Origin of the sequence: Psychrobacter maritimus (assembly GCF_904846345.1) — a bacterium.
Lineage (GTDB): Bacteria > Pseudomonadota > Gammaproteobacteria > Pseudomonadales > Moraxellaceae > Psychrobacter > Psychrobacter maritimus.
The window spans coordinates 44,486-66,311 of the sequence record NZ_CAJHAJ010000009.1; the positions used below are offsets into that span (position 1 = coordinate 44,486).

Here is a 21,826-nt window from a genome sequence, read left to right on the forward strand (position 1 = left end):
GCAGAGCAAGCCATGCCGTTAGAAACCATTTCAGCAAACGCCAAATTAGCAACCAAGCAAACACCATTACCCAATCCAAAGCTCGCCTTAAATATCGATATCGATGACGTGACGCACTTTTTATTAGAGCTTGATGCCCTTAAACGTGTCAATCGGCGCAGCTATGTGACGGGCACGACTCGCTTAGAAAATTCCGCCGAACATTCTTGGCATTTGGCGATGGCATGTTGGTCAATCGCTGAGTTGTTTGAGCTTGATGTTAATCATGAGAAATTGCTCAAAATGGCATTGATACATGATTTGGGTGAGATTGATGCCGGCGATACTTTTCTATACGCCGATAGCCGTGGTGATGCGCACGTTGATGAGCGTGCCGGTATTGCTCGATTGCAGAGCGAGCATGGCAATGGGATTGCTGATTTAAGTGAGGTTTGGGAAGAGCAGGAAACGGGTCATAGTAAAGAAACCCAGCTGCTGAGGGTGGTTGATCGCTTGTTACCGTTTTTGCTTAATTTAAATACCAATGGAAAAACCTGGATTGATGCTAACGTTACACGCTCGCAAGTGGCTGGTGCGCATGAATTTATTAAAGACAGCTTTCCGAGTATCCATGAGTGGCTAGCAAAACAGATTGATTATGCGACTAAACAAGGATGGTTGATTGATGCTTAGATAAATAGAACTATAATTTACCATTTATAGTTAGGGCAATGAGCTGTAATACCCATTAAAAAGCCCAATTAAGCATAATGATCCATACTTAATTGGGCTTATATTTTCATCGTTAAACAGATGGCTTATTTAGCGTTAGCAACACCCAATAACTGTCCCATTTGTACCACGCTATTGGCTTGCATGTTCTCTTGCCAATCGGCTTTTGCGCCCTTTGGTAATATCACAATCGCAGTTGAGCCTAAATAAAAGCGTCCAAGCTCATCGCCTTTTGCAAAGCTCATATTGTGCTCGGCTTCTTGGATATCATCAGTGCGGCTGATTTTGCCGGTTGCTACCGTTTCGATACCAGCGACAATCATTGCTCCAACCATCACCACCGCTGCTTTGCCGTATTTTGTGTCAAACAAACAGACCAACCGCTCGTTACGGGCAAATAAATCAGGGACATTTGCTGCCGTGGTATTATTAACAGAAAATAGCGTACCCGGTACATAACGGGTTTTGGTCAAGGTACCAGCAAATGGCATATGCACGCGGTGATAGTTGCTCGGCGCTAGATATACGGTCGCAAAGCTGCCATCAGCAAAATAGCTGCCCTCTTCGCTATTGGCCAGTAATTGTCCGATGTCATAGTCACGACCTTTGGCTTGCAGCAATTTATGGTCGCGGATTTGCCCGAGCTGGGAGATGACGCCATCAGCAGGACTGACAATGCCGTTTGCACTGCTATCAATGATACGTGCATCATCTTTTAGCTCACGGGTAAAAAAGTCATTAAAGCTTTCATAAGCGTTAAAGCTTTGGCGCTCGTATTCATCTAAGCTCACATTGTAAGCTTTGGCAAAACTGCGGATAAAGGTGCGCTTAACATAAGGATGGCGGCTGGCGGCCAAACGTCCAGCTACTTTACTCAACTGCTGCTGCGGCACAAATTGTTGAAGGGTGGCAAATAAATTCATAATGAGGCTACCAAAATAGGGTTTGATGTAATAATTAATTAGGCAAGTTAATGGCGGTATTTTATCATGGTCAGGGTATGGTTGTATGGCCATAAACTGTAAGCTATTTATAAATAAGGAAGGCCGTAAATGAGAGCACTGATACAAAGGGTGCACCGTGCGAGTGTCACTGTCGATGCGCACTGCGTTGGTGAGATTGAGCATGGCCTATTGGCCTATATTGGCTTGGGTCATGATGATAATCTGCAAAGTGCGCAGCGTATGATTGATAAAATTCTCACTTATCGCATTTTTGATAATGATGATGACCCTGCTAAGTTTGGTAAATTGGATAAAAATGTTCAGCAAGTAGGCGGTGGCTTATTACTGGTCTCACAATTTACCTTAATGGCAAAAACCGATAAGGGGCGTCGTCCTGACTTTGGCGGAGCAATGGCACCCGATGCCGCGCAAGCCTTATTTGAACAACTGGTAAATTACGCCAAAACCCAACATCCTAATGTGGCGACCGGTCAATTTGGCGCTGATATGCAAGTGGTAAGTATCAACGATGGACCATTAAATTTTTTATTGGAAGTTTAGAGGTTTAACGTTTTAGAAGCTTGATTTTTACAAGCTTAATTTTTTGCACTAAAGTTTTAAAGGCTAGCTTTCAGGCTTTTGTAGCAAAGTATAAGGATTGACCGCGCTGCCATTGATATAAATCCCGTAATGGACGTGCGGCGGCGTACCTTTGGCATTACCACTGTCGCCGACGTAACCGATGATATCGCCGCTATTTACCCAGTCGTTTGGGCTAATATCGGCATAATCCTCTAGATGCGCATAATAATGTCCTGCGCCGCCCGGTCCAATGATGAACACCACGCGACCGCCTAACGTATTTTCACCGACTTTACTGACGATGCCTTGTGTCGTGGCCTGTATCGGCGTACCTCGCTTGGCAAATATATCGATGCCTTCGTGAGAGCGACCTTGGCTACGCGCGCCGCCCCATGTATCGGTTAGGTGCTGTGCTGGTAATGGCGAGGGCAGACTGTTTTCTGTGGGCAGTGGTTGTTGTAATAAACTGAGCTGTTGCCATTTTGCCATCACAAACGACTGGGTTTGTTGACTGATACTCGGTAAGAGCTTGTCAAATACAAATAACAGCATCAATAATACAGCTGCCTTGATGAATACACTTATTACACGGCGTAAAAAGGTTGGTTTTGAATTTGGATTTGGCGGAAGCTTATTACCATCTGCTAGCATCGATATCTCTTTATTTTTTTTGAGTTAACCCTAATGGGTAGTATAAGAGTTAATATCTCTACTCTTTGTATACCATTGTTATTTCTGGTTTTTATCCCCATAAACATAACGTAGTTTTTAAAATTCACGCGGCTTTTAAATTTACCTAGCTTTTACAATTGCACTTAAAACACCAATGTTGCTACCTATAGCGAAATAACTATCTATCAATAACTATGTTTAAATAACGATGGCTAAACATCTATGACTGATACTGCGCTGATTATCGATACCGAAACCGACCAAGGCCGTGATCCGCGTCCGATTCAAGTGGCGACTATTAATGTGGCGACGGGATTTGAGTGGATGAAATACTTTAATAGTGGGCGCTCGATATCACCCGTGGTCATTAGAATTCATGGTATTACCGATGATGATGTCGCCGGTCTTGAGCGCTTTGAGCTGGATGCGTTTGAGCTGCCGCAGTATTTGATTGGGCATAATGTGCGCTTTGATTGGCGGGTGATTGGCAGTCCGTCTGCTAAGCTGATATGCACCGTGCGGCTGGCGCGCATCGCTTTTCCAGAGTGGAGCGCCTATGGTCAGTCGAAATGCATCGAGCAGTTGTTAGGTAAAGGGGAAGCAAGTAGGATGACGATTGCCGCTCATGATGCGCTGGGCGATGCGCGCATGTGTTATCTACTTTATCAGGCCTGCTGCGAGCGTTTAGAGATTGCACCGACAGATTTTGTGGCGGCCCATGCTATCGCCAATAAAGCCAATCCGCTGAGCAAAATGCCCTTTGGTAAACATAAGGGCATGCCGATTAAAGACGTACCTATCAGCTACGTAAAATGGATGCTAGGTAACATCCATAATATGCAGCCGTCGCTTTATTCTGCTTTGACCAAGCGTGTTAAAGCAGAACAAGCAGTAAAAAACACGCAAGATTAAATAGACTTGCGCTTAAATGGATTAACTCAACAGAACTTATTGCTGCTTAGCTAGCCAATCGACTGTCATTTGCCAAAGCTGCGGGGCTTTGGCATTGGTTCTGCTACTAAAATAGCGCATATGACCGATACTATTTAAGCCGAACTCTTTTGGCTCAAAAAAGCGTTTTTCGACTGGCATTTTGCTAAAGACGCGAATCATATCATCCATGTTTTTGCTATTGGCAATCTCATCATCGCTAAAGCCAAGCCACAATGCTGGCATATCAAGCTCATCATAGAAGTGAGTATGAATGCTTTTGCCAAAAGCGGTCTTGATATAGCCTGCGCCATTGCACCACTCGCGCCATTGACGAGCGACGCCGCGTGGTAGTGGCTCGCCCATACCGATTTTATCCGCTGGGGTATAACCGAAGGTTAAGTTGGTGAGTGGGATAAAGGCATCCATAAAACCCATCGCTTTGAGCTTATAAGGCATGTCCATATTTTTGATGCGCCCTGATGAGCAAGCGACATTGAATACTGAAGCGATAGCTTGGTAGTTTGGCATTAAACCAATTAGCTGACCACCGGCGCTATGACCAATTAAATGATAAGTCGCATCGGCAAATTCGTCTTGTAAGGCATCAAGCACGGCTGGCATATCATGGCGACCCCAACTGATTAAAGAGGCATCACATTTAGCCAAATCAGACGATAGCGATTCACCGATACCTTCATTATCAAAGGTTAGGACACCAAAGCCACTGGCTGCTAAATAAGTGGCAAAATTATGATAAAACTGGCGTTTGATACCGGTAGCTGGCGCTATCATGACCGCTGCTTTCACCTCATCTTTAGGGCGATAGACAGTCGCTGCCAATGCCCGATTGCGATCAGTCATGATGCTTAGTGCATAAATATCCGTTTGATTCTGCGTATTTTCCATGGTTTAACCTTAATATGTTTTTGTCATTTTTATGAGTAGGTGCTTTTTTATCAGTAAGTGATTTGGGTAAATAAAAACGCTTAAGATGCGCTGAGCGTTTAATAATCAGTGTTAATCATATCGTCATTGAGCTGCGACTAATTATTTAATCTATGGCATAACTCTGCGATAACCGCATGATGACCGAGTTACAATACTGCTTATGGTAAAATAAATCTTAGGTAGGAAGGTAGGCGAAAATGACTTCTAAGTTCTATAAGCAGGTTCTATGTGCGAATTCTATACGGTTTGTTTTGCACAATATTAACCAAAAAAATTAATCAGTATTTATTTTGACCAATCAACACACATCAACAAACCACCAGGTATGAATAAACGTGTTTTAATAGCTAAGAATTTAATAGCTATATATTTAATAAAAAGTCGATATAAAAATTAAGGAAGTTTTATGCAAATGAAAATTAATAATGACACTTATGAAGTCATTACCAGTCAAGATATTACCAATATTGAAAAAGCAGTGGATAAATCAGCGTTGACGATGCCGTTAGTTGCGGTTTATTGTGGTTCGCGTTTGGGCAATAATGAAGTCTACGAGCAGGCAGCGCGCGAGCTTGGCCGTGAGCTTGCCGATAATGGCATGGGTCTGGTTTATGGCGGCGCGAGCATCGGGCTGATGGGCGCAGTGGCAGATGAAGTCATCCAAGGCGGCGCGCAAGCGGTTGGTGTGATTCCAACCTTTATGCTGAAGCACGAGATTGCTCATGAGCAGCTGACCCGTCTGCATTTGACCGATACCATGCACACCCGTAAAACGGTGATGGCAGAATATGCCGATGCCTTTATTACCTTACCGGGCGGGCTTGGGACGCTAGAAGAAATTATGGAAATCGCCACGTGGCGTCAGTTATATCAGCACGAAAAACCGATGATTATTCTGAATATCAATGGCTTCTACGACCGTATGATTGAGCATTTAAAATATACCGCTGACCAAGGCTTTATGAAACAAGAAGACCTTGAGCGTTTGGTCGTTTGTAATAGCATTAGTGAAGCGATTGACATGCTAAAAACAGTGGTAACCATAGAAGGTTCGGTCGATACCGAAAAAATGGCCGGTAACTAAGCGAACTAAGCGCTAATATATACTGCCTTTACATAAAAAAGGAGAGAAGGGCTTATCGTTAGCCTTTCTCTCCTTTTTTGTTTTAACTTTATTAGCATTTAAATCATTTTAACTCGTTTCACAAATACCATGATTCACGCCTGCCATTGCTAATGGAAAGCCACGTTCTTGCGCCAAATGACGCGCGACTTTATCAATCGCTACGCTATCATTTTGCGTTAAATACGCCCATTCATGGGCATAACGCTGACTATTTTCTGGCATATCACTATCAATTAAACCAAGCTCCGTTAATTCATCAACGATTTGATCAGCCGCAATCAGCGTCGATGAGGCTTTGACGTTTTCCGCGCGCGCATAGCGAATATTAGAGTATAAGCTCACATCAGCAACCCGCAGCGTATCGTCTTGACCGGGTATTTGCTGGCCACCGTATAGCGCATTGCCGACCGTACGCGCGCTATGAAAGGTTGGCACAAACTCAGCGACGTAATCAATCGCTTGTTGGCTACGCGCTTGCAGCGGCGCTTTATCCCAGCCATCTTCGATATAGTGTAAGTATTGCGACGGCAATTCAGGCTGGGCGCTGTCTTTATTGGAGGCGACCAAACCATCATCAAATAAGGTGATAAATTTACTCATGCCATGTATTTGAAAATAGCCACCGGGGTAAGGTGTTAGCTGTGCCATGCCTTCTGGCGTACCGCGATCGCCATAGACGATAATCTCTGGTATCTGCCCGCCGGTGTCATCCCAGTGGGTGATATAAGAGGATTTAAACTCGACCATACGCGTAACTTTGACGCCGACCATATCATCGATGACGCCGGTACGAAAACCGCAAGCGTTGATTAAGTAATCGACTTCGATAGATTCAGTTGCACGTTCGGTTGCAAGCTTAGTTTCAAGTTCGTTTTCAAGGCTAGCTGCTTGTTGATAATCGATACGCCACTTCGTCACATGATGGTCAGCGTTTGAGCAGTTTTCACAATCAACAGGCATCACTTGCTTAACTTGTGTATCGGTAAAGACATGCGCGTGCTCATAGCCTTCTAAAGCCAATTGCGCAGACGCTGCCAAGCGGAAGATATTCCAGCCGTATTCTTGTACGACAATTAGCGGAAATTTGACTTTATTTAAGTCCAAATACTTAGCTACCGGTATCATCCATTCGTCAACCGACCGCGGCACCGTTACTTGCTTACGCTCAGACAATGCAATCAGTTGCTCATGGCTATAGAGCTGATAGTAGTTTTCAGGTTCGCCGAGTACTTTATTATTGGCATCTTCAGCGATAAGCTCACGATAAGCGTCAGTCAAGATATCAAGGCGCGGTAGCAAGTCTTCAGGCAAGCCTTCATCGCGGGTAGGCACAGCAAATACCGTCGGACGCACATCGATGGTATAAGGATAAAGGCGTAAAATATCGATACATTGTTTGAGCAGAGCGACGCAATCTTCATCAGGAATTTCGCGGTATAGATTGCCGCCAGCATGCAAATGACACATCGGTGGACCATCGATAAGCGAGGTGTTTTTTTCAAATAAATAGGTCTCAAGCCCTAAGGCTGCGAGACGAATCGCAATGGTTGCCCCAGCTGTACCGCCGCCGAGAATACCAACCCGTTTGGTAGCAGGCACTTGATTGTTCGTAAAAGAATGAGTCATTGTCGTTGTTATATCCTTAATCGCATTCCTGTCATCAGGAGCTGCTCGGCGTATTCGTGAAATGATTTGTTTTTAGATAAAGTGTTTTTGGATACCAAGTTACTTTTAAATACAAGGTGCTTTTAAATAACAAGGTGCTTTTAAATAATCGAGGTCTAACTATTTTTATTTGAAACCGCTTATGTTTTATAGAGGGTGTCGCTATCGATATGCATACAGACGATATGCGTGCATGGGCAGCCAAGTTCAATACGTATCTTAAGCCGCGATGGTCATATTTGCCATTGTGCAGTCATTCCTAATTTCTATAGCGTTATTCTACGAAAAACGGCTACTTATATAAGGATAAATAGGTAAGTACGTGCATCAGTTTTGTCAATGAATAGCACTGGGGCTGTAGGTTAAAGCCTGAGCGCTGCTAAGCGTATTTATAGAGTTAAGTATTTAATTTTGCGTTATTTGTAAACTTTAGGCGCTTTTGTAAATTTATATGCTGAGAGAAACGTGCGCTTTGATGCCTATGCTATATTAAAAACACTTGAAGTCAGCGCTAAACCATTTCACGTACCTCAATCATTCTACCTACTATGGTTAAAAGCAGACGATGACAAGAAGAAATCCAATAAAAAATTTTTCACTATTAACAAGGAAGTTATTATGAAACACATACTGGTATTATCTGCTCTTAGTGGCATGCTAGCGCTTAGTGGTTGTTCAACCCTAAATAATATGGTCGGCAATGACGATTCGGGTATGCACGATGTGCAAGCGACCAATAAAAACACGGCTCCTGTCGCTAGTAAAAACGGCATGCTTGTCGATGCTAGCAATCATATGACCTTGTATACTTTTGATAAAGATTCTATGAATAAGTCAGAATGTGGCAGCGCCTGTCTGCTCGTTTGGCCTGCATTTATGGCACCGAGTAATGCCAAAGCGTCAGGGCAATTTGCCGCCTTTAAACGCGAAGATGGCAAATATCAATGGGCAATGAATGGTAAACCTTTATACTTTTATGCCAATGACACAAAGGTTGGCGATAAAGACGGCGATAATAAACTTGGCGTTTGGCACATTGTAAAAACTAAATAACTTTTAAGTTTTCCAAAAATAAGCTTTCCAAAAATAAGTTTTCCATAAAAAGGCAGCTAGCGTGGCTGCTTTTTTTTGGTTATTTATGCGGTTCTTTAACATAGCAGGATGGCTTTAAGACGAGCTCTTATCGTAGAAGCTGCTTGCATCGAGCGGCAAAAACCGTTAAAATCGCGGTTTGATTTTCCCGCTGGGGAAAGGCTAAGTGAGCAGCGGTGTGGTGTTGGGTGCTGGAATAAGCCAGTGACGCAGTTGCCAGACCAGAAGATGTCCTTAGTGCCTCAGTTACGTATGTTAGTGTGATTAATAGTCAAAAACGTCGTTAATCAAAAGCGCTGTACATACATCGGACATAGAGAGTTTATTATGCGTAAAGATATCCATCCAAATTACCAAGAAGTTTTGTTCCATGACACTAACGCTGACGTGTTTTTCTTAACTCGTTCAACCGTTAAAACCAAAGCCACTCGTGAATACGAAGGCACAGAATATCCATACTACCCACTTGATATCTCAAGTGCGTCGCATCCATTCTATACTGGCGAACAACGTAAAACTTCTACTGAAGGCCGTGTTGCAAGCTTCAACAAACGCTTTGGTGCGTTTGGTGGCCGTAAGAAAGCTGCTGATACTGACGCTGCAGAATAATTTATACTTATGGTATAAATGTATTTCGCTAAGCAGTCTTTTGCTAAGCCATAAAAAACCGCTGATGATTCAGCGGTTTTTTTTCGTTTAAATTTTGACGTTAAATTTTAAGCTGCCAGTGTTTAGAAAGTCAGTTTTTAGCTGTTATTATTTAGAAGGTAGTGCTGTTTAATTTAGCAGCTGGTGAATCAAGCAAATCGACAATCAATTCTGCCAACTGCTGCGCCCAATAACCGTACATAAGGCTGCTAGGATGAAAGCCATCACTGGCAAACATCACCCTGATATCGATTGGGGTGCCATTAGAATGCTCGTCTATCATGCGGGCAAAGTCCGTTGCCATGTAGGTGACACTATCGTGAGCGGCACAAATTTGCTGTAAGGTGTTATCAAGGATAGAGGCTTTGGCACCGACGAAGTTACTCAACGGTGCAGGTATCGCCGGCATCTGTGCCATTGGTGGCAAGCTTAAAAAAATCAGCTCTCGCACACCAAATTTGCGCTGGGCAATAGCAATGATATTTTCGATTTGCTGTTGCCATTGATGAACAGAGACGTTGGAGGTGGTGTCATTAACGCCGACACTTAATACCATTACATCGATAGGCTGGCTTGGTGCAGGCAACACATAAAGCCTGCGCAAGATATCAAAGCTGGTATGACCAGTCGTCGCTTGCAGAGACCAGTTTAATGTATGAAATGCGCTCTGAATAACAGGCTGCTGGGTCAAGATGGGAATCAAATTGCCGACAAGCGCCTCTTGCTGGGTCTGACTACCGACGCCAGCCGCTGCCGAATCGCCAACGACCATCAAGTTTAGCGTTTGCTGTGTATTATCTTTTGAGGTATTGGCAGCGCTGCTATTTGCATTGTTTAATTGAACTTGACCATGCCTCTCACCATTTGGTTCAGGCAAGCGCACGGTATCGCGCTTGATTTTGTGCCCTTGATACAGGTACACAGGGGCGAACAGCACGTCTCTTGCAACCGAAGCTATTTTATTCTGCATTTTCTTAGTAGCTACCATCCTGCTCGCTCCCGAATAGTGGTGAGGTTGTCTTCAATAAGTAATTTACCATCGATATATACATCACGTAATAGGTTATCTTCTGCTGTCGATAAATTATCAGCTTTAATAGTTTCTAACGTTCCGTTGCTTTTTTTTATCAGCGACAAACGGCCTTTTTTCGAGCGTTTTGAGCGGCTAGTGACGGGGTCTTTATAAATGTCGGTCCACACGCCGTCGATAGAGATGGCGCTGGCTTTCATCGCCCAACTCATGGTATCGCGATTGACTTGCTGTAGTAGCCCGCCGCCCATCCCAAAGGTGATATTGTCGGCGCTAAAACCAGCGTTCAATATCACATCGATGATTTTGCCCAAGCTTTGCGGGCTGATACCATCGCCTTGGATGACCCGTACATAATCAGGCAGCACTTTATAACCTTTACTGTTAATGGTCGTACCAAATTTTACCGCCAAGCGCTCCAAGGCTTCGCGAACCACTTTAGCAGGATCGCCACTGTCAGGTCGAATAACCAAAGTCCCGCCCATATTTTTGACGTCTTCTTTTAGGCTGCCGCCCCAAATATTATCAATGGCGTTCCATAAGTCATAGCTGTCAGATACCACGGAAAAACTCTTACCAGCACCGCCAAACTGCTCAATCATATTGGCAAAGGCAGTGGTTTCTCCATCACGGCCCCAAGCAGTCATGGTACTGTGCTCAGCGGCAGGTATAGAGAAAGCTGGCATCTCTTTATCCATGTGATACCAGCGGCTGGCGGCAACCAAGGCTGTCATCGAATCGGTACCAGCAAAGTTCACCAAATGCGCAAGGCTACCAAGTGCCACAGATTCTTGGCTCGAAGCACCGCGTGAACCAAAATCATGTAAACGGAAAATCAGAGACTCGGTATTATCTGCAGATTTTTCTAGTGCCTGACGTATGATGCTTTTGCAATAGTGCGAGACGCTCGCAACCGTTGAAGGATACCAAATTGCACGCAGTAGCGCCGTTTCGATATAGCTTGGTAGCCAATAGAACTCAGGGTCAGTATTGATGATTTGACAGACCACATTGGATGCTGGAACGACGCTGCCTTCAGGAATGGCTTCGATGCGTAGTGGTAGATAGCCGCCATGCTTATCGACTATCAGCTCCCAACCAGCACGGTTAAAGGTTAAGCCATGCGCCTGAATAACCATTTCGGCTTCATCGATATCTTGATGGGTAATAGGTGTGCTGAGGTATTCTTTAATAAAGGCTTGCAAGCCAAAAAACACCACATCGTAATCGCCTTTACGCGCCTCGATATAGCTTGATAGATACTCACTACCGCTTGGATATTGCACCCAATGGGAGGTTTTATAGCTGTCGCTATTTAAGATTAAATTGTTTAAATTGCTGGTATACATCACAGAACTCCTCTGCTTTGAGATGCCGTAGCTGTTTTTTAAATAACAGTTGCGGCGCTAAGCCATTGCCGTCTATCGGCGCTGGCGTGAAAATTTGTCAATAAAAACTGGATAGCCGTCTGATAAAATTCTATAAACCAACCATTTTGGTAATAATTGCATAATGGTCTTCAAACATCATGGTGGCATCAAGCTCAGCAAGCGGTAGCCAAAAAGCCTTGGCAGCGTCATCACCGCCTTTTACTTTTGGTAAGCCTTTTGGGTCGTTTTTCAACTGAAAGTAAAAGGCTTGAGTAATCGTGCGCCCACGTGCCGAGCGGTAAGGGTCGTCAAAGGTATGCTGACTATGACAAGAGCCGCGTAGTACCGGTTCAGGGACTTTTAGACGGGTTTCTTCGCGTAGCTCGCGGATACAGGCATCAAATAAAGTTTCTTTTGGATTCAAAAAGCCACCCGGTAATGCCCACAGCCCGCGCCCTGGCATACTGCGGCGCTCAACCAACAAAATATGCCCTGATTGCACGACCAAGGCATCAGCAGTCATAAAGGTTGGTGGGTAGGGCGCAGATTCCCATTGTCTTTTATATTTATCGACAAAATCCGCTTCTTCATGCAGGTTTTGATAAATATCAGTCTTTTTAAAGTCGTTGAGGACGTTGCGGGTCGACTCAGGGGTGCGCTCAGGCGTTGGCGTGGCACCCATCAGGTAGCTGTCACGAATAGGGGTGGCGGATAAATTGTGATAATTGGGCACAGAAACCGACGCCCAACTTGGGAATAATGACAAATAATACGATGAGCTGTCTTTTGAATGGCCAATCAGCCCAATGTCAGTTTGCAAGTCGCTAGTGACCGATTTGACGCCTGCTTGCACATATTGCAGCCAGCGCGTGTCATTGTAGAGTGCATCGTCGAGTGCAACGCAGTGGATACGTGCTGCTTCTGCTGGCGAGTAGGCGTTTTTTATCATCGTCGCGCGCTCATCGACGCTAAATGGATTACGCAGACTACGTGGTAAGTTAGCAGAACCGATCAGCATAATGACGTTATCGGCACGTTTTAAGGCTTCATCGACCACCGCTTTGTGACCGCAATGAAACGGCTGAAAGCGCCCAATAAATACCAAATAACGATAGTGTTTGTTTTTATCTGCATGCTGCTCTGCTGAATCGCTCATATACGCCACTTTCCTACTACTGATATTTCATTGATTAAAAAAAGTAATGCCGCCAATACTGACACAGCATGGGAGTTGCTGACAAGTGCAAAGATGTTTAGAGGGGTATCACCATTGGCTATTACCTGTATTCAAGTTTATTCAGACAAATAAATATAAGACTCTTTTAATTGGCATGCTCATCAATCCACGCAGTAACCGTTGGCCAAATCTCTTTGGCGGCAGGGCGGCTGTTTAAGATGCGGCTATGGGTGTAATCGTCTAAATCGCCATTAATAATTGAGTATTCGCGAAAAACGTTATCAGGATTGCTAAAATCGTTAAAAAGTGACTGGCAGCCTTGAGAAGGCGAGATAAATGTATCACCCTTGGCGCTGATGGCATAAATCGGCGTGGTAATCTTTGCCATATATTGTCGATAATCAAAGCAGTCATCATCCGTTAACTGAATAGCATTTTTCTGACGGTTATGATTATCAAAAGCGCTGTCTTTGACACCAGCAGCGTCTATATCTTTTTGCTTAATAAAATGACTGTGAAAGTTTTTACGCAAATTCCATTCGTACCATTGATTCATGGTGTGATGGCTTTCGTTAATGGGTCCCATGTTGAGTTTTCTAGCAGGTATATAGCCGAATATACGCGTAAATAGTTTAGCAGCGACTATTTTAAAATAGTTCTTCGGATTGACTATTGCACCATAAACTTGGCAAGCAAACATACTGATACTATTGATTTTAGCGATGTAATGCGGATTTTGGATTAAAAACATCGTTAAGCAAGCACCGCCGCCGCTATGAGTGACGCAGTGTAAATTGCTGAGCTTTAATTCATTAAATAAATAATCGAAAGTGGCAGCAAAATCGTAGGTTGCGACGGTTTCAAAGTTGAATTTGTCCTTTGATAACGAGCTTGCGCCATGACCGCGCCACTCCATGATATAACAATGATGGCCAAGCTCAGCTAGGTATTCAGCGATTCTTAAGCAGGTGTTTTTATCTGAAAAAGTACCATGCGTTAAGAAAATGTTTTGCCCTTGATTAGCAGTGTCATTGTTAGCAGAGCCATTGTTAGTATCAACATTAGAACATTGATGGGTTTTTTGACTATCGAATATCTCCCAAATAGCGATTTGCACCTTATCTTTGGTCGTCACTAACGTTAGATTCTCAGTCATCATAAAGATTTTCTCTTAAACTCATACCATGCTTATTAGTATATAAATGCCGTAATGGCTAAGTTATAGCACAACTTAGCCATTTATAGTTATGCTTCCATAACTGTGAGTCTACAGATATGAATGAATCTACAGGTATGAATCTAGGATATGAGAGCTATCAGCATCGTATAGACAAAAAAACTGCCAGTGATGGATTTAATCACTGGCAGTTTTTTAACAATGAAGCTGATTAAGAATAAGGTTTAAGCGTCTTTACTAAACTCATTAAAGGAAGCAACGGCTTCGGCAGCGTACATCATTGACGGACCGCCGCCCATATAAACACACATGCCCAAGGTTTCAGCGACTTCTTGCTCGGTGGCGCCAAGTTGTACCAATGCTTTGGTATGAAAACCGATACAAGCATCACAGCGCGCGCCAACCGCTAAGGCGAGGGCAATCAGCTCTTTGGTTTTTTTGTCCAATACGCCATCTGCGGTTGCCGCTGCACCGAGCTGCGAAAAGGCTCTGCTGGTTTCAGGGATATGCTTGTGTAATTTTGCCATATTGGTTGAAACGTGTTTGGTGATGTCTTTAAATGATTTAGTCATGGGATGGATGCTCCTCGTTACGCCAGATTAAAACGCTTATAAAGTCTTATACAGTACAAGCGCGGTTTATTGAATGTGAGTTCAATGCAAACGTATTTTTAGGTAAAAACTGCTACGTTTTCTTGAACGGTTATTTCAATCATGCAATAGGCTAGGTATTGAATTTGAAAGTTTTTGTTATATTTAATTATAATATATAAAATTATATATTAAATCAAGAGGCTTATTTGATTTGCTTACGCCAAAATTGAACGGATGCGTTCATGAGGCTATGGCTTTTTAAAGACTTTAAATGGTTTTTGTTGACTAAGTACATGGATAAGGCTAATAAATGTAAAATGCTGATTATCATTAAATAAGCGCTTTAAACTTGATAAGTTGGCTTGCGGTCTTAATATAGAATGGACAATTACGATAAATGGATTATTAAGGTAGCAGTCAGGCCACTACTAAATCGCAGTAGCACGGTCGGAATTATGCGTTAAGTGCGCTATAATAGAGCGAATAACTGCTAACGAATACAACCGTCATGACGGTTAAAGCAATAAAACCATATACCAAGATGATGGATAATCTCATTTATCCCACCCTCACATGACATTGACGACACAGTAGACGTGACCAATATAACGCTTGTGTCATAACACATAGGAAGCATTATGAGTGAACACAATCCAACTGATACTCAAGTAGAACCTGCTGCCGATTACGAGTCAGCGTTAGATACTGAGCAAACGGAAGCCAAAAGTAACATCACCATCACTGAAGCCGCGCAAGGTTATTTGGCAGATTTACTGGCGAAACAAGATACCGATGGTATCGGTGTGCGTATCTTCGTTGAGCATCCAGGTACGCCGCGTGCTGAGTGCTGCATGGCTTATAATCAGCCGGGCGAAGAAGACAGCGCTGATTTGAAATTTACTTATGACAATTTTTCGGCATTTATTGAAGCGGCATCGGTCCCTTATTTAGAAGATGCGGTGATTGATTATAATAAAGACCGTTTCGGTGGGCAGCTGACATTCCGTGCGCCAAACTCAAAAGTGCCAAAAGTCGGTGCCGATGCCAGTGTCGAAGAGCGTATCAACTATGTCTTGCAGTCTGAGATTAACCCAAGCTTGGCCGCTCATGGCGGTGATGTACAGCTGCTTGAATTGATTGATGAAGAAGGCGTTGGTCTGACCGCCGTATTAAAGTTCGGTGGCGGTTGCCAAGGCTGTTCAGCGGTTGATATGACGTTACGTCAAGGCGTTGAAGTACAGTTAAAACAGCAGATTCCAGAGCTGACGCAAGTGATTGATGAGACCGATCATACCCGTACGGAAAACGCTTACTATAAATAAAAAATGATGAATCGTTATAAAAATAGCGCCGATATCACCTAGGAATATGCTTATTAGTTTCATTGCTTATAAATATTGCTTATGAATATTTGTCATTAAGAGATGAGAAATTTGCTATTCTTTTAATAAAGAAGCTGGGTTATGATTAACTCAGCTTTTTTTATGATTGTTGCTTTTTTATTATGACTGTCGTTTAGTGATAGATATCTTAGTATGAATTTTTTAAAACATTTTTTAATCATAAAATCTTGATTTAATAATTAACGAATATATAGGAGCACATTATGAGTGATGGACAACCAGCTAAGCAAAATACCCAGCGTCTTGAGACCTTGGCAATTCATGCCGGCTATACTGTAGAGCCAACAACCAAAGCGGTCGCCGTGCCTATTTATCATACCAGCTCGTATGCGTTTGATAATACCCAACATGGCGCGGATTTGTTCGATCTAAAAGTTGCTGGTAACATTTATACCCGTATCATGAACCCGACCAACGCCGTATTAGAAGAGCGTGTGGCGGCACTTGAAGGCGGTATTGGCGCACTTGCGGTAGCGTCTGGTATGGCGGCCATCACTTATGCGATCCAAACCATTTGTGAAGCGGGCGATAATATCGTCGCAGTATCAACGCTATATGGCGGCACTTATAATCTATTTGCGCATGCTTTGCCGCGCCAAGGTATCGAAGTCCGCTTTTTTGACCATAAAAACCCTGAAGCGATTCGCGATTTAATCGATGACAAAACCAAGATGGTCTTTGCGGAAAGTATTGGTAACCCATTAGGTAACATCGTTGATATCCAAGCACTGAGTGATATCGCGCATGAATACGGCGTACCAGTAGTGATTGATAGCACGGTTGCGACTCCGGCGTTATGCCGTCCATTTGAGTTTGGTGCTGATATTGTCATTCATTCATTGACCAAATATATGAGCGGTACCGGTACTTCGATTGGCGGGGCGATTGTTGATAGCGGAACTTTTCCTTGGGGCGATTACCCTGAGCGTTTCCCACTATTAAATACCCCAGATGAAAGCTATCATGGCGTAAACTTCGTCAAGGACGTTGGCGCAGCGGCCTTTATCGCTCGTGCTCGCGTGGCACCACTGCGTAATACCGGCGCGGCACTTAGCCCGCTCAATGCTTTTAGTATTTTACAGGGCTTACAGACTTTAGGTTTACGTATGGAGCGTCATGTCCAAAACGCCCAAGCGGTTGCCGAATATCTACGCGACCATGATAAAGTTGCTTGGGTGAAATATGCCGGTTTGCCAGACCATCCTGAGCATGAGCTTGCTAAGAAATATATGAAAGGCACGCCATCCGCTATTTTAACCTTTGGGGTAAAAGGTGGCTTGGAAGCAGGCGCGCGCTTTATTGATGCGCTGCAACTGATTACGCGCTTGGTTAATATCGGTGATGCTAAATCACTCGCTTGTCACCCAGCCACTACTACCCATCGTCAGCTCAACGAGCAAGAGCTAGAGAATGCTGGGGTAAGCACGGATATGGTCCGTCTATCGATTGGTATTGAGCACATTGAAGATATTAAAGCTGATTTAGAGCAAGCACTTGCCGCTGCTTAATTAAGCAATAGCTTTCTTCTGCTTTGTAAATGAATACTAAAAAGCCCATATCTTAGGATATGGGCTTTTTAGTATTAGATGCGAAAGACTTGTAGTTAAACCTTAAATAAAAGCGCGAAACTATTATAAGGTGTTACTGGTACAAATTTTACTTGCTTGCTGTGCGACTTCGTAACTCCAGAGGCTGCGCAAAATTTATCCCAGCAGCACTTTTTTATTAGGGGCAAACTAGAAATGCCTTCTAAAGCACTTAGAAACTTAGGTTTTTAGCGCTTTAGTAATCAAACAATCTAACAGCTACACAGTTAAAACACGGCGTGAGATATCTTGATACTCTTGCGATGATAAGCGTGGACCAAACTGCTGAATCACTTGTGCGGCTACTTCGCTGGCAAGTCGTCCGCATTCTGGCAAGCTATAGTGCTGCGATAAAGCATATAAAAACGCCCCAGAATAGTTATCACCAGCGCCATTGGTATCGATAACATTGGCAACAGCTGGCGTCGGAATCTCATAAATTTCAATCTCAGACTCATCATTTGGCTTATGGGCGATGATGGCACCATTTGGACCATCGGTAACAACCGCCGTTTGGCAATGCTCAAGTAAAGCTCGCGCTGCCGATTTGTGCTGTTTTTTATCGGTGAATAATTTGGCTTCTTCACTATTACAAAATATCACCGCGACTTTATTGCCGAGCATATTGAGCAAACCTTCTTTGGCAAACTTTACCACCGCAGGATCAGCAAAGCTGACGGCGATTTTGGCACCATGGATGCCTGCTTGTTGGCGCAGTTGGGTCATTGCGGGCTGAATACCTTCAGACATCGCCAGATAACCTTCTAAATATAACCAGCCAGCTTGGGTTAGTGCCTCAAAGTCGACGTTATCCGCGGTAATATCGCTTGAAGTACCAAGGAAGGTTTGCATGGTACGCTCGCCATCTTCGGTCACTGCCACCACGCACGAACCGGTCACACCGCCTGCATGGATTGACTGAGGGGAAGTGGCAACGCCTGCTTCATGTAAGTCTTTTAGATAAAATTTGCCTTGTTTATCATCGCCGATGCGGCAGGCATAAAAAGGTTTACCGCCTAAGCTTGCAAAGGTATACATCGCATTGGCCGCTGAGCCGCCGCCCGCTTGTTTTGATGGCGCAATCTCGGCCAGCTTAAAATACGCCAATAATTGCTGCTGCTCTTCGAGTCCTGCCAGCGTCATATTGCCTTTGGTCAGGTCAGTTTCTTCTAGCGCTACATCTGACAGCAGATATTCGTGGTCAACCAAGGCATTACCTATCGCCATCACATCGTACATTATGTCTCTCTCCTCAATGAATTTATCAATGCTTAATTTATCAATGCTTCGCTTATTTTTTTATAGTAAAAACTATTCTACTTGTAGCTCAAGTAGGCGCTGATAGAGCGCATTCTTTTTGACGCCTGTGATATCGGCAGCTAAGGCAGCCGCTTTTTTAACCGATAAATCCTCTAGTAAGCGCTGTAATAATTTATCATGAATACTGATATCGTCATCGTCTTGCGCCACATTTACCCCAGCAACGACGACGACAATTTCACCGCGTTGCTGATTGTCATCGGCTTTAACAAATTCAACCAATTCGCCAAGCGTGCTTTTATGCACGGTCTCAAAGGTTTTGGTCAATTCACGGCAAAACGTCACTTCACGCTCTGCACCAAAGATAGCAGCCATATCTTCTAAGCTGGCAATAATACGATGCGGCGCTTCATAAAATATCAAGGTTTCGGTACGTGCATTCAGAGCCGTTAATTGTTTTTGGCGACCGTGGGTTTTGGCCGGTAAAAAACCAATAAAGCTAAAGCGATCTGAGGGCAATCCTGCAACCGATAATGCAGCAATAGCAGCAGAGGCACCAATAATAGGGGAGACGCGAACGCCAGCAGCATGGGCTGCTTGCACCAATTGATAACCGGGGTCACTAATCAGCGGCGTGCCAGCATCACTAATCAGCGCAACCGAATGACCTTGCTGAATCATCTCAATAATTTTGGGGGTTTGAATGGCGCTATTATGTTCATGATAGGCCCAAAGCTTATTATGACCTTTTTGCTTGGTAGCGCTATCAGCATCTTTTGCAGCGTCAGTTGTACTGGTATCGCTATCGCTATCGTTAGCAGTAGTTTCTTTCGTATCTTTGGTATGGATACCAAAATGTGATAACAGCTTGCCTGAAGTGCGGGTGTCTTCACAGGCGATGATAGCAACCTGCTTTAGGGTATCGATTGCGTGCGGTGTCATGTCGCTCAAATTACCAATCGGCGTGGCAACGATATAAAGACAAGCTGGCATCGCGGTAGGGCTAGACATGAAAACCTCTGAGTATTAAGAAAGAATATTAAAGTATTAAGGAAGAGCATTAAAAACGAATATTAAAAATGTGTGGCGCTATAAAGGCTGATTTAAATAAAAAGTCAGTCAGCATAAGAACGCGAAAGTGGTTAGTTTAGCATGATGTGCTATGATAATTCTGAAATGTTCAGCGGGCCCATAGACGTGATGGCAAATGACAAACCGTTAACCCTTACTTCACCGACACAGCGTCAAGGCAGCCGTTTTGAGCAGCAGGCGTGTGAGTTTTTACAAGCGCAAGGCTTGATATTGGTGGCGCAAAATTGGCAGCAGCCAAAAGTGGGTGAGCTTGACTTAATTATGCTAGAAAAAGGGCAGACGTGGTCGACGCTTGTCTTTATTGAAGTGCGGCAACGGCAGCGTTCAGGATTTGGTGATGCCGCCCTTAGCGTGACAAAAAATAAGCAAAATAAGATTATCAAAGCAGCGCGTTATTTTTTGCAGCAGCATCCTGAATATAGTGAGTATGACTGTCGGTTTGATGTGATTGCCTATGATACCCATGCTAATAGTAATGCCAATAATAAAAACAAGAGGAATGATACCAATCAAGCACCGTTAATAAATACGCAAGCAGAATGGTTACAAGGCGCTTTTATCGCCTCAGCTTGGTAATCATAGTAATAAGATTTTTGAGGACTTAAATAGTTTGAAAGTTAAGTGCTTTGAAAGTTAAGTGCTTTGAAAGTTAAGTGCTTTGAAAGCTTAAGTAGTTTAAAAGTTAAGTGGATGTAAAGGTTAAATTAAACGGTAAAATAAATGCCAGCATCACGCTATCGTTACCAAAAGCCTAACCGCCTAGCGTAAAAATTCAGTAAAGTAGCTGAACTAAAAATTATTAATTGAAGCGAAGTCGTATTATTCTCACTACGACTTATTAGCACTATTCATCATTTAATTATTACATCATGTTCTAAGAGGTAAATCATGACACGGATGCATTTGCGCACTGCTATTTTTGGCTCATCACGCCGCAAGGCGATTGGCGTGATGCTACTGACCAGCATCGCCGCGACTGGCTGTACCACCAACTATCTAACCAATAGTACAGAAGGTACGTATGGCGTACCGATGACAGAGCGCACCATTCCGCAGCGTCTGCTCGATCGCAGTATTGAGCATACCGTCAAGATTAACGTCTATGGTCTGCAAGAAAATTTACAGCAAACCAGCCGTATGAGCATTGATAGCTTTAATAGTGAAGTACTGCTCACCGGTGAAGTGCCAACGCAAGCCATCAAAGCAGAAATTGAAAAAGTCGTCAGCTCTATGCCAGACGTGCGTCATGTCTATAATGAGCTTAACGTCAGTGCCTCAAGGGGCTATAGCTCAACCGTCCACGATGGTTATATTACCTCTAAACTACTGGCAAAAGTCGCCTCTAGTAATGGTGTGAAAGCCTCGCAAATTAAGGCGGTGACCAATGATGGCGTAGTTTATATTATGGGGCGTATGACACCAACGCAGCAAAGCCACTTGATTGATATTGCCAATAATACCGTCGGCATCACAGAGTTGGTGCTACTGACCACCGTTGTTGATGATAGAGGGGTAAAGATAGGCGATGATGACATCATGTATGAAAATAATTTGGCCAATCCTGCGGCCATACCAGTCGTTGAAAGTGGTGCTGCGCCAGCACTAGCAAGTTCGGCAGCGGTAGATCCAACGATTAATGCCACGCCGATTATCGTCAACGAAGATGGTACGCCTATCAATCAGCCGTCATCGAGTCCTTATATTGACCTTTATCAAAATCCCTAACTAGCTGTTTTGATTACAAGCACAAGAATGCTAAACAGTCATAACAGGAACAGCACGATAAATCCCTAGCCAGCCAGTAAGATATAGACCGT

At 43.7% G+C, this 21,826-nt stretch carries 21 protein-coding genes; 10 read left to right on the forward strand and 11 right to left on the reverse strand.

What is annotated here, in order from left to right:
• Window positions 1-12: 12 nt before the first annotated feature.
• Window positions 13-672 carry an HD domain-containing protein gene (locus JMX50_RS11310; RefSeq protein WP_201629588.1) on the forward strand — a complete coding sequence of 220 codons (660 nt, stop codon included), beginning with the start codon at window positions 13-15 and terminating at the stop codon, window positions 670-672.
• Window positions 673-797: 125 nt separating this feature from the next.
• Here JMX50_RS11310 and asd read toward each other — a convergent pair whose 3' ends face one another.
• Window positions 798-1,634 carry an archaetidylserine decarboxylase gene (gene asd, locus JMX50_RS11315; RefSeq protein ID WP_201629589.1) on the reverse strand — a complete coding sequence of 279 codons (837 nt, stop codon included), beginning with the start codon at window positions 1,632-1,634 and terminating at the stop codon, window positions 798-800.
• Window positions 1,635-1,763: 129 nt separating this feature from the next.
• Between asd and dtd the strand changes: the two genes are divergently transcribed.
• Window positions 1,764-2,216 carry a D-aminoacyl-tRNA deacylase gene (gene dtd, locus JMX50_RS11320; protein WP_201629590.1) on the forward strand — a complete coding sequence of 151 codons (453 nt, stop codon included), beginning with the start codon at window positions 1,764-1,766 and terminating at the stop codon, window positions 2,214-2,216.
• A gap of 63 nt (window positions 2,217-2,279) precedes the next feature.
• On the opposite strand, the gene JMX50_RS11325 is transcribed toward dtd, so the two are convergent.
• Window positions 2,280-2,888, reverse strand: a complete 609-nt coding sequence (locus JMX50_RS11325) for a M23 family metallopeptidase (RefSeq protein WP_201629591.1) — start codon at window positions 2,886-2,888, stop codon at window positions 2,280-2,282.
• 243 nt (window positions 2,889-3,131) lie between these two features.
• Here JMX50_RS11325 and JMX50_RS11330 point away from each other — a divergent pair, with 243 nt between their 5' ends.
• Entirely contained in the window at window positions 3,132-3,821 is a 690-nt protein-coding gene (locus JMX50_RS11330) for a putative quorum-sensing-regulated virulence factor (RefSeq protein ID WP_201629592.1), read from the forward strand.
• A 36-nt stretch (window positions 3,822-3,857) separates the two neighbouring features.
• On the opposite strand, the gene JMX50_RS11335 is transcribed toward JMX50_RS11330, so the two are convergent.
• Window positions 3,858-4,748, reverse strand: coding sequence for an alpha/beta fold hydrolase (locus JMX50_RS11335; RefSeq protein WP_201629593.1), 891 nt, complete (start codon window positions 4,746-4,748; stop codon window positions 3,858-3,860).
• A gap of 448 nt (window positions 4,749-5,196) precedes the next feature.
• Between JMX50_RS11335 and JMX50_RS11340 the strand changes: the two genes are divergently transcribed.
• The gene (locus JMX50_RS11340; protein WP_201629594.1) at window positions 5,197-5,874 is read left to right on the forward strand and encodes a TIGR00730 family Rossman fold protein; all 678 of its coding nucleotides are present in this window, start codon (window positions 5,197-5,199) and stop codon (window positions 5,872-5,874) included.
• 108 nt (window positions 5,875-5,982) lie between these two features.
• Here JMX50_RS11340 and JMX50_RS11345 read toward each other — a convergent pair whose 3' ends face one another.
• Window positions 5,983-7,542, reverse strand: a complete 1,560-nt coding sequence (locus JMX50_RS11345) for an FAD-dependent oxidoreductase (RefSeq protein ID WP_201629595.1) — start codon at window positions 7,540-7,542, stop codon at window positions 5,983-5,985.
• 657 nt (window positions 7,543-8,199) lie between these two features.
• Here JMX50_RS11345 and JMX50_RS11350 point away from each other — a divergent pair.
• The gene (locus JMX50_RS11350) at window positions 8,200-8,634 is read left to right on the forward strand and encodes a hypothetical protein (protein ID WP_201565752.1); all 435 of its coding nucleotides are present in this window, start codon (window positions 8,200-8,202) and stop codon (window positions 8,632-8,634) included.
• 366 nt (window positions 8,635-9,000) lie between these two features.
• Entirely contained in the window at window positions 9,001-9,282 is a 282-nt protein-coding gene (locus JMX50_RS11355; protein WP_149491046.1) for a type B 50S ribosomal protein L31, read from the forward strand.
• Between the two features lie 151 nt (window positions 9,283-9,433).
• On the opposite strand, the gene JMX50_RS11360 is transcribed toward JMX50_RS11355, so the two are convergent.
• The 5 genes from JMX50_RS11360 to JMX50_RS11380 all read right to left on the reverse strand — a co-directional run bounded on the left by JMX50_RS11360 (window position 9,434) and on the right by JMX50_RS11380 (window position 14,647).
• Window positions 9,434-10,309 carry an SGNH/GDSL hydrolase family protein gene (locus JMX50_RS11360; RefSeq protein ID WP_201629596.1) on the reverse strand — a complete coding sequence of 292 codons (876 nt, stop codon included), beginning with the start codon at window positions 10,307-10,309 and terminating at the stop codon, window positions 9,434-9,436.
• Window positions 10,303-11,700, reverse strand: a complete 1,398-nt coding sequence (locus JMX50_RS11365) for a nicotinate phosphoribosyltransferase (protein ID WP_201629597.1) — start codon at window positions 11,698-11,700, stop codon at window positions 10,303-10,305. The genes JMX50_RS11360 and JMX50_RS11365 overlap by 7 nt, the downstream gene beginning before the upstream one ends.
• Window positions 11,701-11,830: 130 nt before the next feature.
• Window positions 11,831-12,877 (reverse strand): bifunctional nicotinamide-nucleotide adenylyltransferase/Nudix hydroxylase, encoded by a 1,047-nt coding sequence (locus tag JMX50_RS11370; protein ID WP_201565746.1) that lies wholly within the window; start codon window positions 12,875-12,877, stop codon window positions 11,831-11,833.
• A gap of 166 nt (window positions 12,878-13,043) precedes the next feature.
• On the reverse strand, window positions 13,044-14,057 hold the full coding sequence (locus JMX50_RS11375) for an alpha/beta fold hydrolase (protein WP_201629598.1): 1,014 nt from the start codon (window positions 14,055-14,057) through the stop codon (window positions 13,044-13,046).
• A 242-nt stretch (window positions 14,058-14,299) separates the two neighbouring features.
• Window positions 14,300-14,647, reverse strand: coding sequence for a carboxymuconolactone decarboxylase family protein (locus JMX50_RS11380; protein WP_201565742.1), 348 nt, complete (start codon window positions 14,645-14,647; stop codon window positions 14,300-14,302).
• A gap of 659 nt (window positions 14,648-15,306) precedes the next feature.
• Here JMX50_RS11380 and nfuA point away from each other — a divergent pair.
• Entirely contained in the window at window positions 15,307-15,990 is a 684-nt protein-coding gene (gene nfuA / locus JMX50_RS11385) for a Fe-S biogenesis protein NfuA (protein WP_183621311.1), read from the forward strand.
• A gap of 284 nt (window positions 15,991-16,274) precedes the next feature.
• Complete coding sequence (locus JMX50_RS11390) at window positions 16,275-17,579, forward strand: O-acetylhomoserine aminocarboxypropyltransferase/cysteine synthase family protein (RefSeq protein WP_201565740.1); 1,305 nt, start codon at window positions 16,275-16,277, stop codon at window positions 17,577-17,579.
• 297 nt (window positions 17,580-17,876) lie between these two features.
• Here the strand turns inward: JMX50_RS11390 and JMX50_RS11395 are convergent, their stop codons facing one another.
• Both JMX50_RS11395 and rsmI read right to left on the reverse strand, forming a co-directional pair.
• Window positions 17,877-18,896: an adenosine kinase gene (locus JMX50_RS11395; protein ID WP_201629599.1), complete on the reverse strand. Its 1,020-nt coding sequence runs from the start codon at window positions 18,894-18,896 to the stop codon at window positions 17,877-17,879.
• A gap of 72 nt (window positions 18,897-18,968) precedes the next feature.
• Entirely contained in the window at window positions 18,969-19,928 is a 960-nt protein-coding gene (gene rsmI / locus JMX50_RS11400) for a 16S rRNA (cytidine(1402)-2'-O)-methyltransferase (RefSeq protein WP_201629600.1), read from the reverse strand.
• 141 nt (window positions 19,929-20,069) lie between these two features.
• On the opposite strand from rsmI, the gene JMX50_RS11405 reads away from it, so the two are divergent.
• Together JMX50_RS11405 and JMX50_RS11410 are read left to right on the forward strand one after the other, a co-directional pair.
• Window positions 20,070-20,585, forward strand: coding sequence for a YraN family protein (locus JMX50_RS11405; RefSeq protein WP_201629601.1), 516 nt, complete (start codon window positions 20,070-20,072; stop codon window positions 20,583-20,585).
• Window positions 20,586-20,897: 312 nt separating this feature from the next.
• Window positions 20,898-21,734 carry a BON domain-containing protein gene (locus JMX50_RS11410; protein WP_201629602.1) on the forward strand — a complete coding sequence of 279 codons (837 nt, stop codon included), beginning with the start codon at window positions 20,898-20,900 and terminating at the stop codon, window positions 21,732-21,734.
• Window positions 21,735-21,826 lie beyond the last annotated feature (92 nt).

Coding starts and splice junctions, on each gene's coding strand:
- rsmI (WP_201629600.1), bottom strand. CDS start 19,928: ATGTCTAGCCCTACCGCGATGCCAGCTTGTCTTTATATCGTTGCCACG.
- JMX50_RS11365 (WP_201629597.1), bottom strand. CDS start 11,700: ATGTATACCAGCAATTTAAACAATTTAATCTTAAATAGCGACAGCTAT.
- JMX50_RS11410 (WP_201629602.1), top strand. CDS start 20,898: ATGACACGGATGCATTTGCGCACTGCTATTTTTGGCTCATCACGCCGC.
- JMX50_RS11375 (WP_201629598.1), bottom strand. CDS start 14,057: ATGATGACTGAGAATCTAACGTTAGTGACGACCAAAGATAAGGTGCAA.
- JMX50_RS11310 (WP_201629588.1), top strand. CDS start 13: ATGCCGTTAGAAACCATTTCAGCAAACGCCAAATTAGCAACCAAGCAA.
- JMX50_RS11325 (WP_201629591.1), bottom strand. CDS start 2,888: ATGCTAGCAGATGGTAATAAGCTTCCGCCAAATCCAAATTCAAAACCA.
- JMX50_RS11390 (WP_201565740.1), top strand. CDS start 16,275: ATGAGTGATGGACAACCAGCTAAGCAAAATACCCAGCGTCTTGAGACC.
- dtd (WP_201629590.1), top strand. CDS start 1,764: ATGAGAGCACTGATACAAAGGGTGCACCGTGCGAGTGTCACTGTCGAT.
- JMX50_RS11335 (WP_201629593.1), bottom strand. CDS start 4,748: ATGGAAAATACGCAGAATCAAACGGATATTTATGCACTAAGCATCATG.
- JMX50_RS11405 (WP_201629601.1), top strand. CDS start 20,070: ATGATGTGCTATGATAATTCTGAAATGTTCAGCGGGCCCATAGACGTG.
- asd (WP_201629589.1), bottom strand. CDS start 1,634: ATGAATTTATTTGCCACCCTTCAACAATTTGTGCCGCAGCAGCAGTTG.
- JMX50_RS11370 (WP_201565746.1), bottom strand. CDS start 12,877: ATGAGCGATTCAGCAGAGCAGCATGCAGATAAAAACAAACACTATCGT.
- JMX50_RS11330 (WP_201629592.1), top strand. CDS start 3,132: ATGACTGATACTGCGCTGATTATCGATACCGAAACCGACCAAGGCCGT.
- nfuA (WP_183621311.1), top strand. CDS start 15,307: ATGAGTGAACACAATCCAACTGATACTCAAGTAGAACCTGCTGCCGAT.
- JMX50_RS11395 (WP_201629599.1), bottom strand. CDS start 18,896: ATGTACGATGTGATGGCGATAGGTAATGCCTTGGTTGACCACGAATAT.
- JMX50_RS11345 (WP_201629595.1), bottom strand. CDS start 7,542: ATGACTCATTCTTTTACGAACAATCAAGTGCCTGCTACCAAACGGGTT.
- JMX50_RS11340 (WP_201629594.1), top strand. CDS start 5,197: ATGCAAATGAAAATTAATAATGACACTTATGAAGTCATTACCAGTCAA.
- JMX50_RS11380 (WP_201565742.1), bottom strand. CDS start 14,647: ATGACTAAATCATTTAAAGACATCACCAAACACGTTTCAACCAATATG.
- JMX50_RS11355 (WP_149491046.1), top strand. CDS start 9,001: ATGCGTAAAGATATCCATCCAAATTACCAAGAAGTTTTGTTCCATGAC.
- JMX50_RS11350 (WP_201565752.1), top strand. CDS start 8,200: ATGAAACACATACTGGTATTATCTGCTCTTAGTGGCATGCTAGCGCTT.
- JMX50_RS11360 (WP_201629596.1), bottom strand. CDS start 10,309: ATGGTAGCTACTAAGAAAATGCAGAATAAAATAGCTTCGGTTGCAAGA.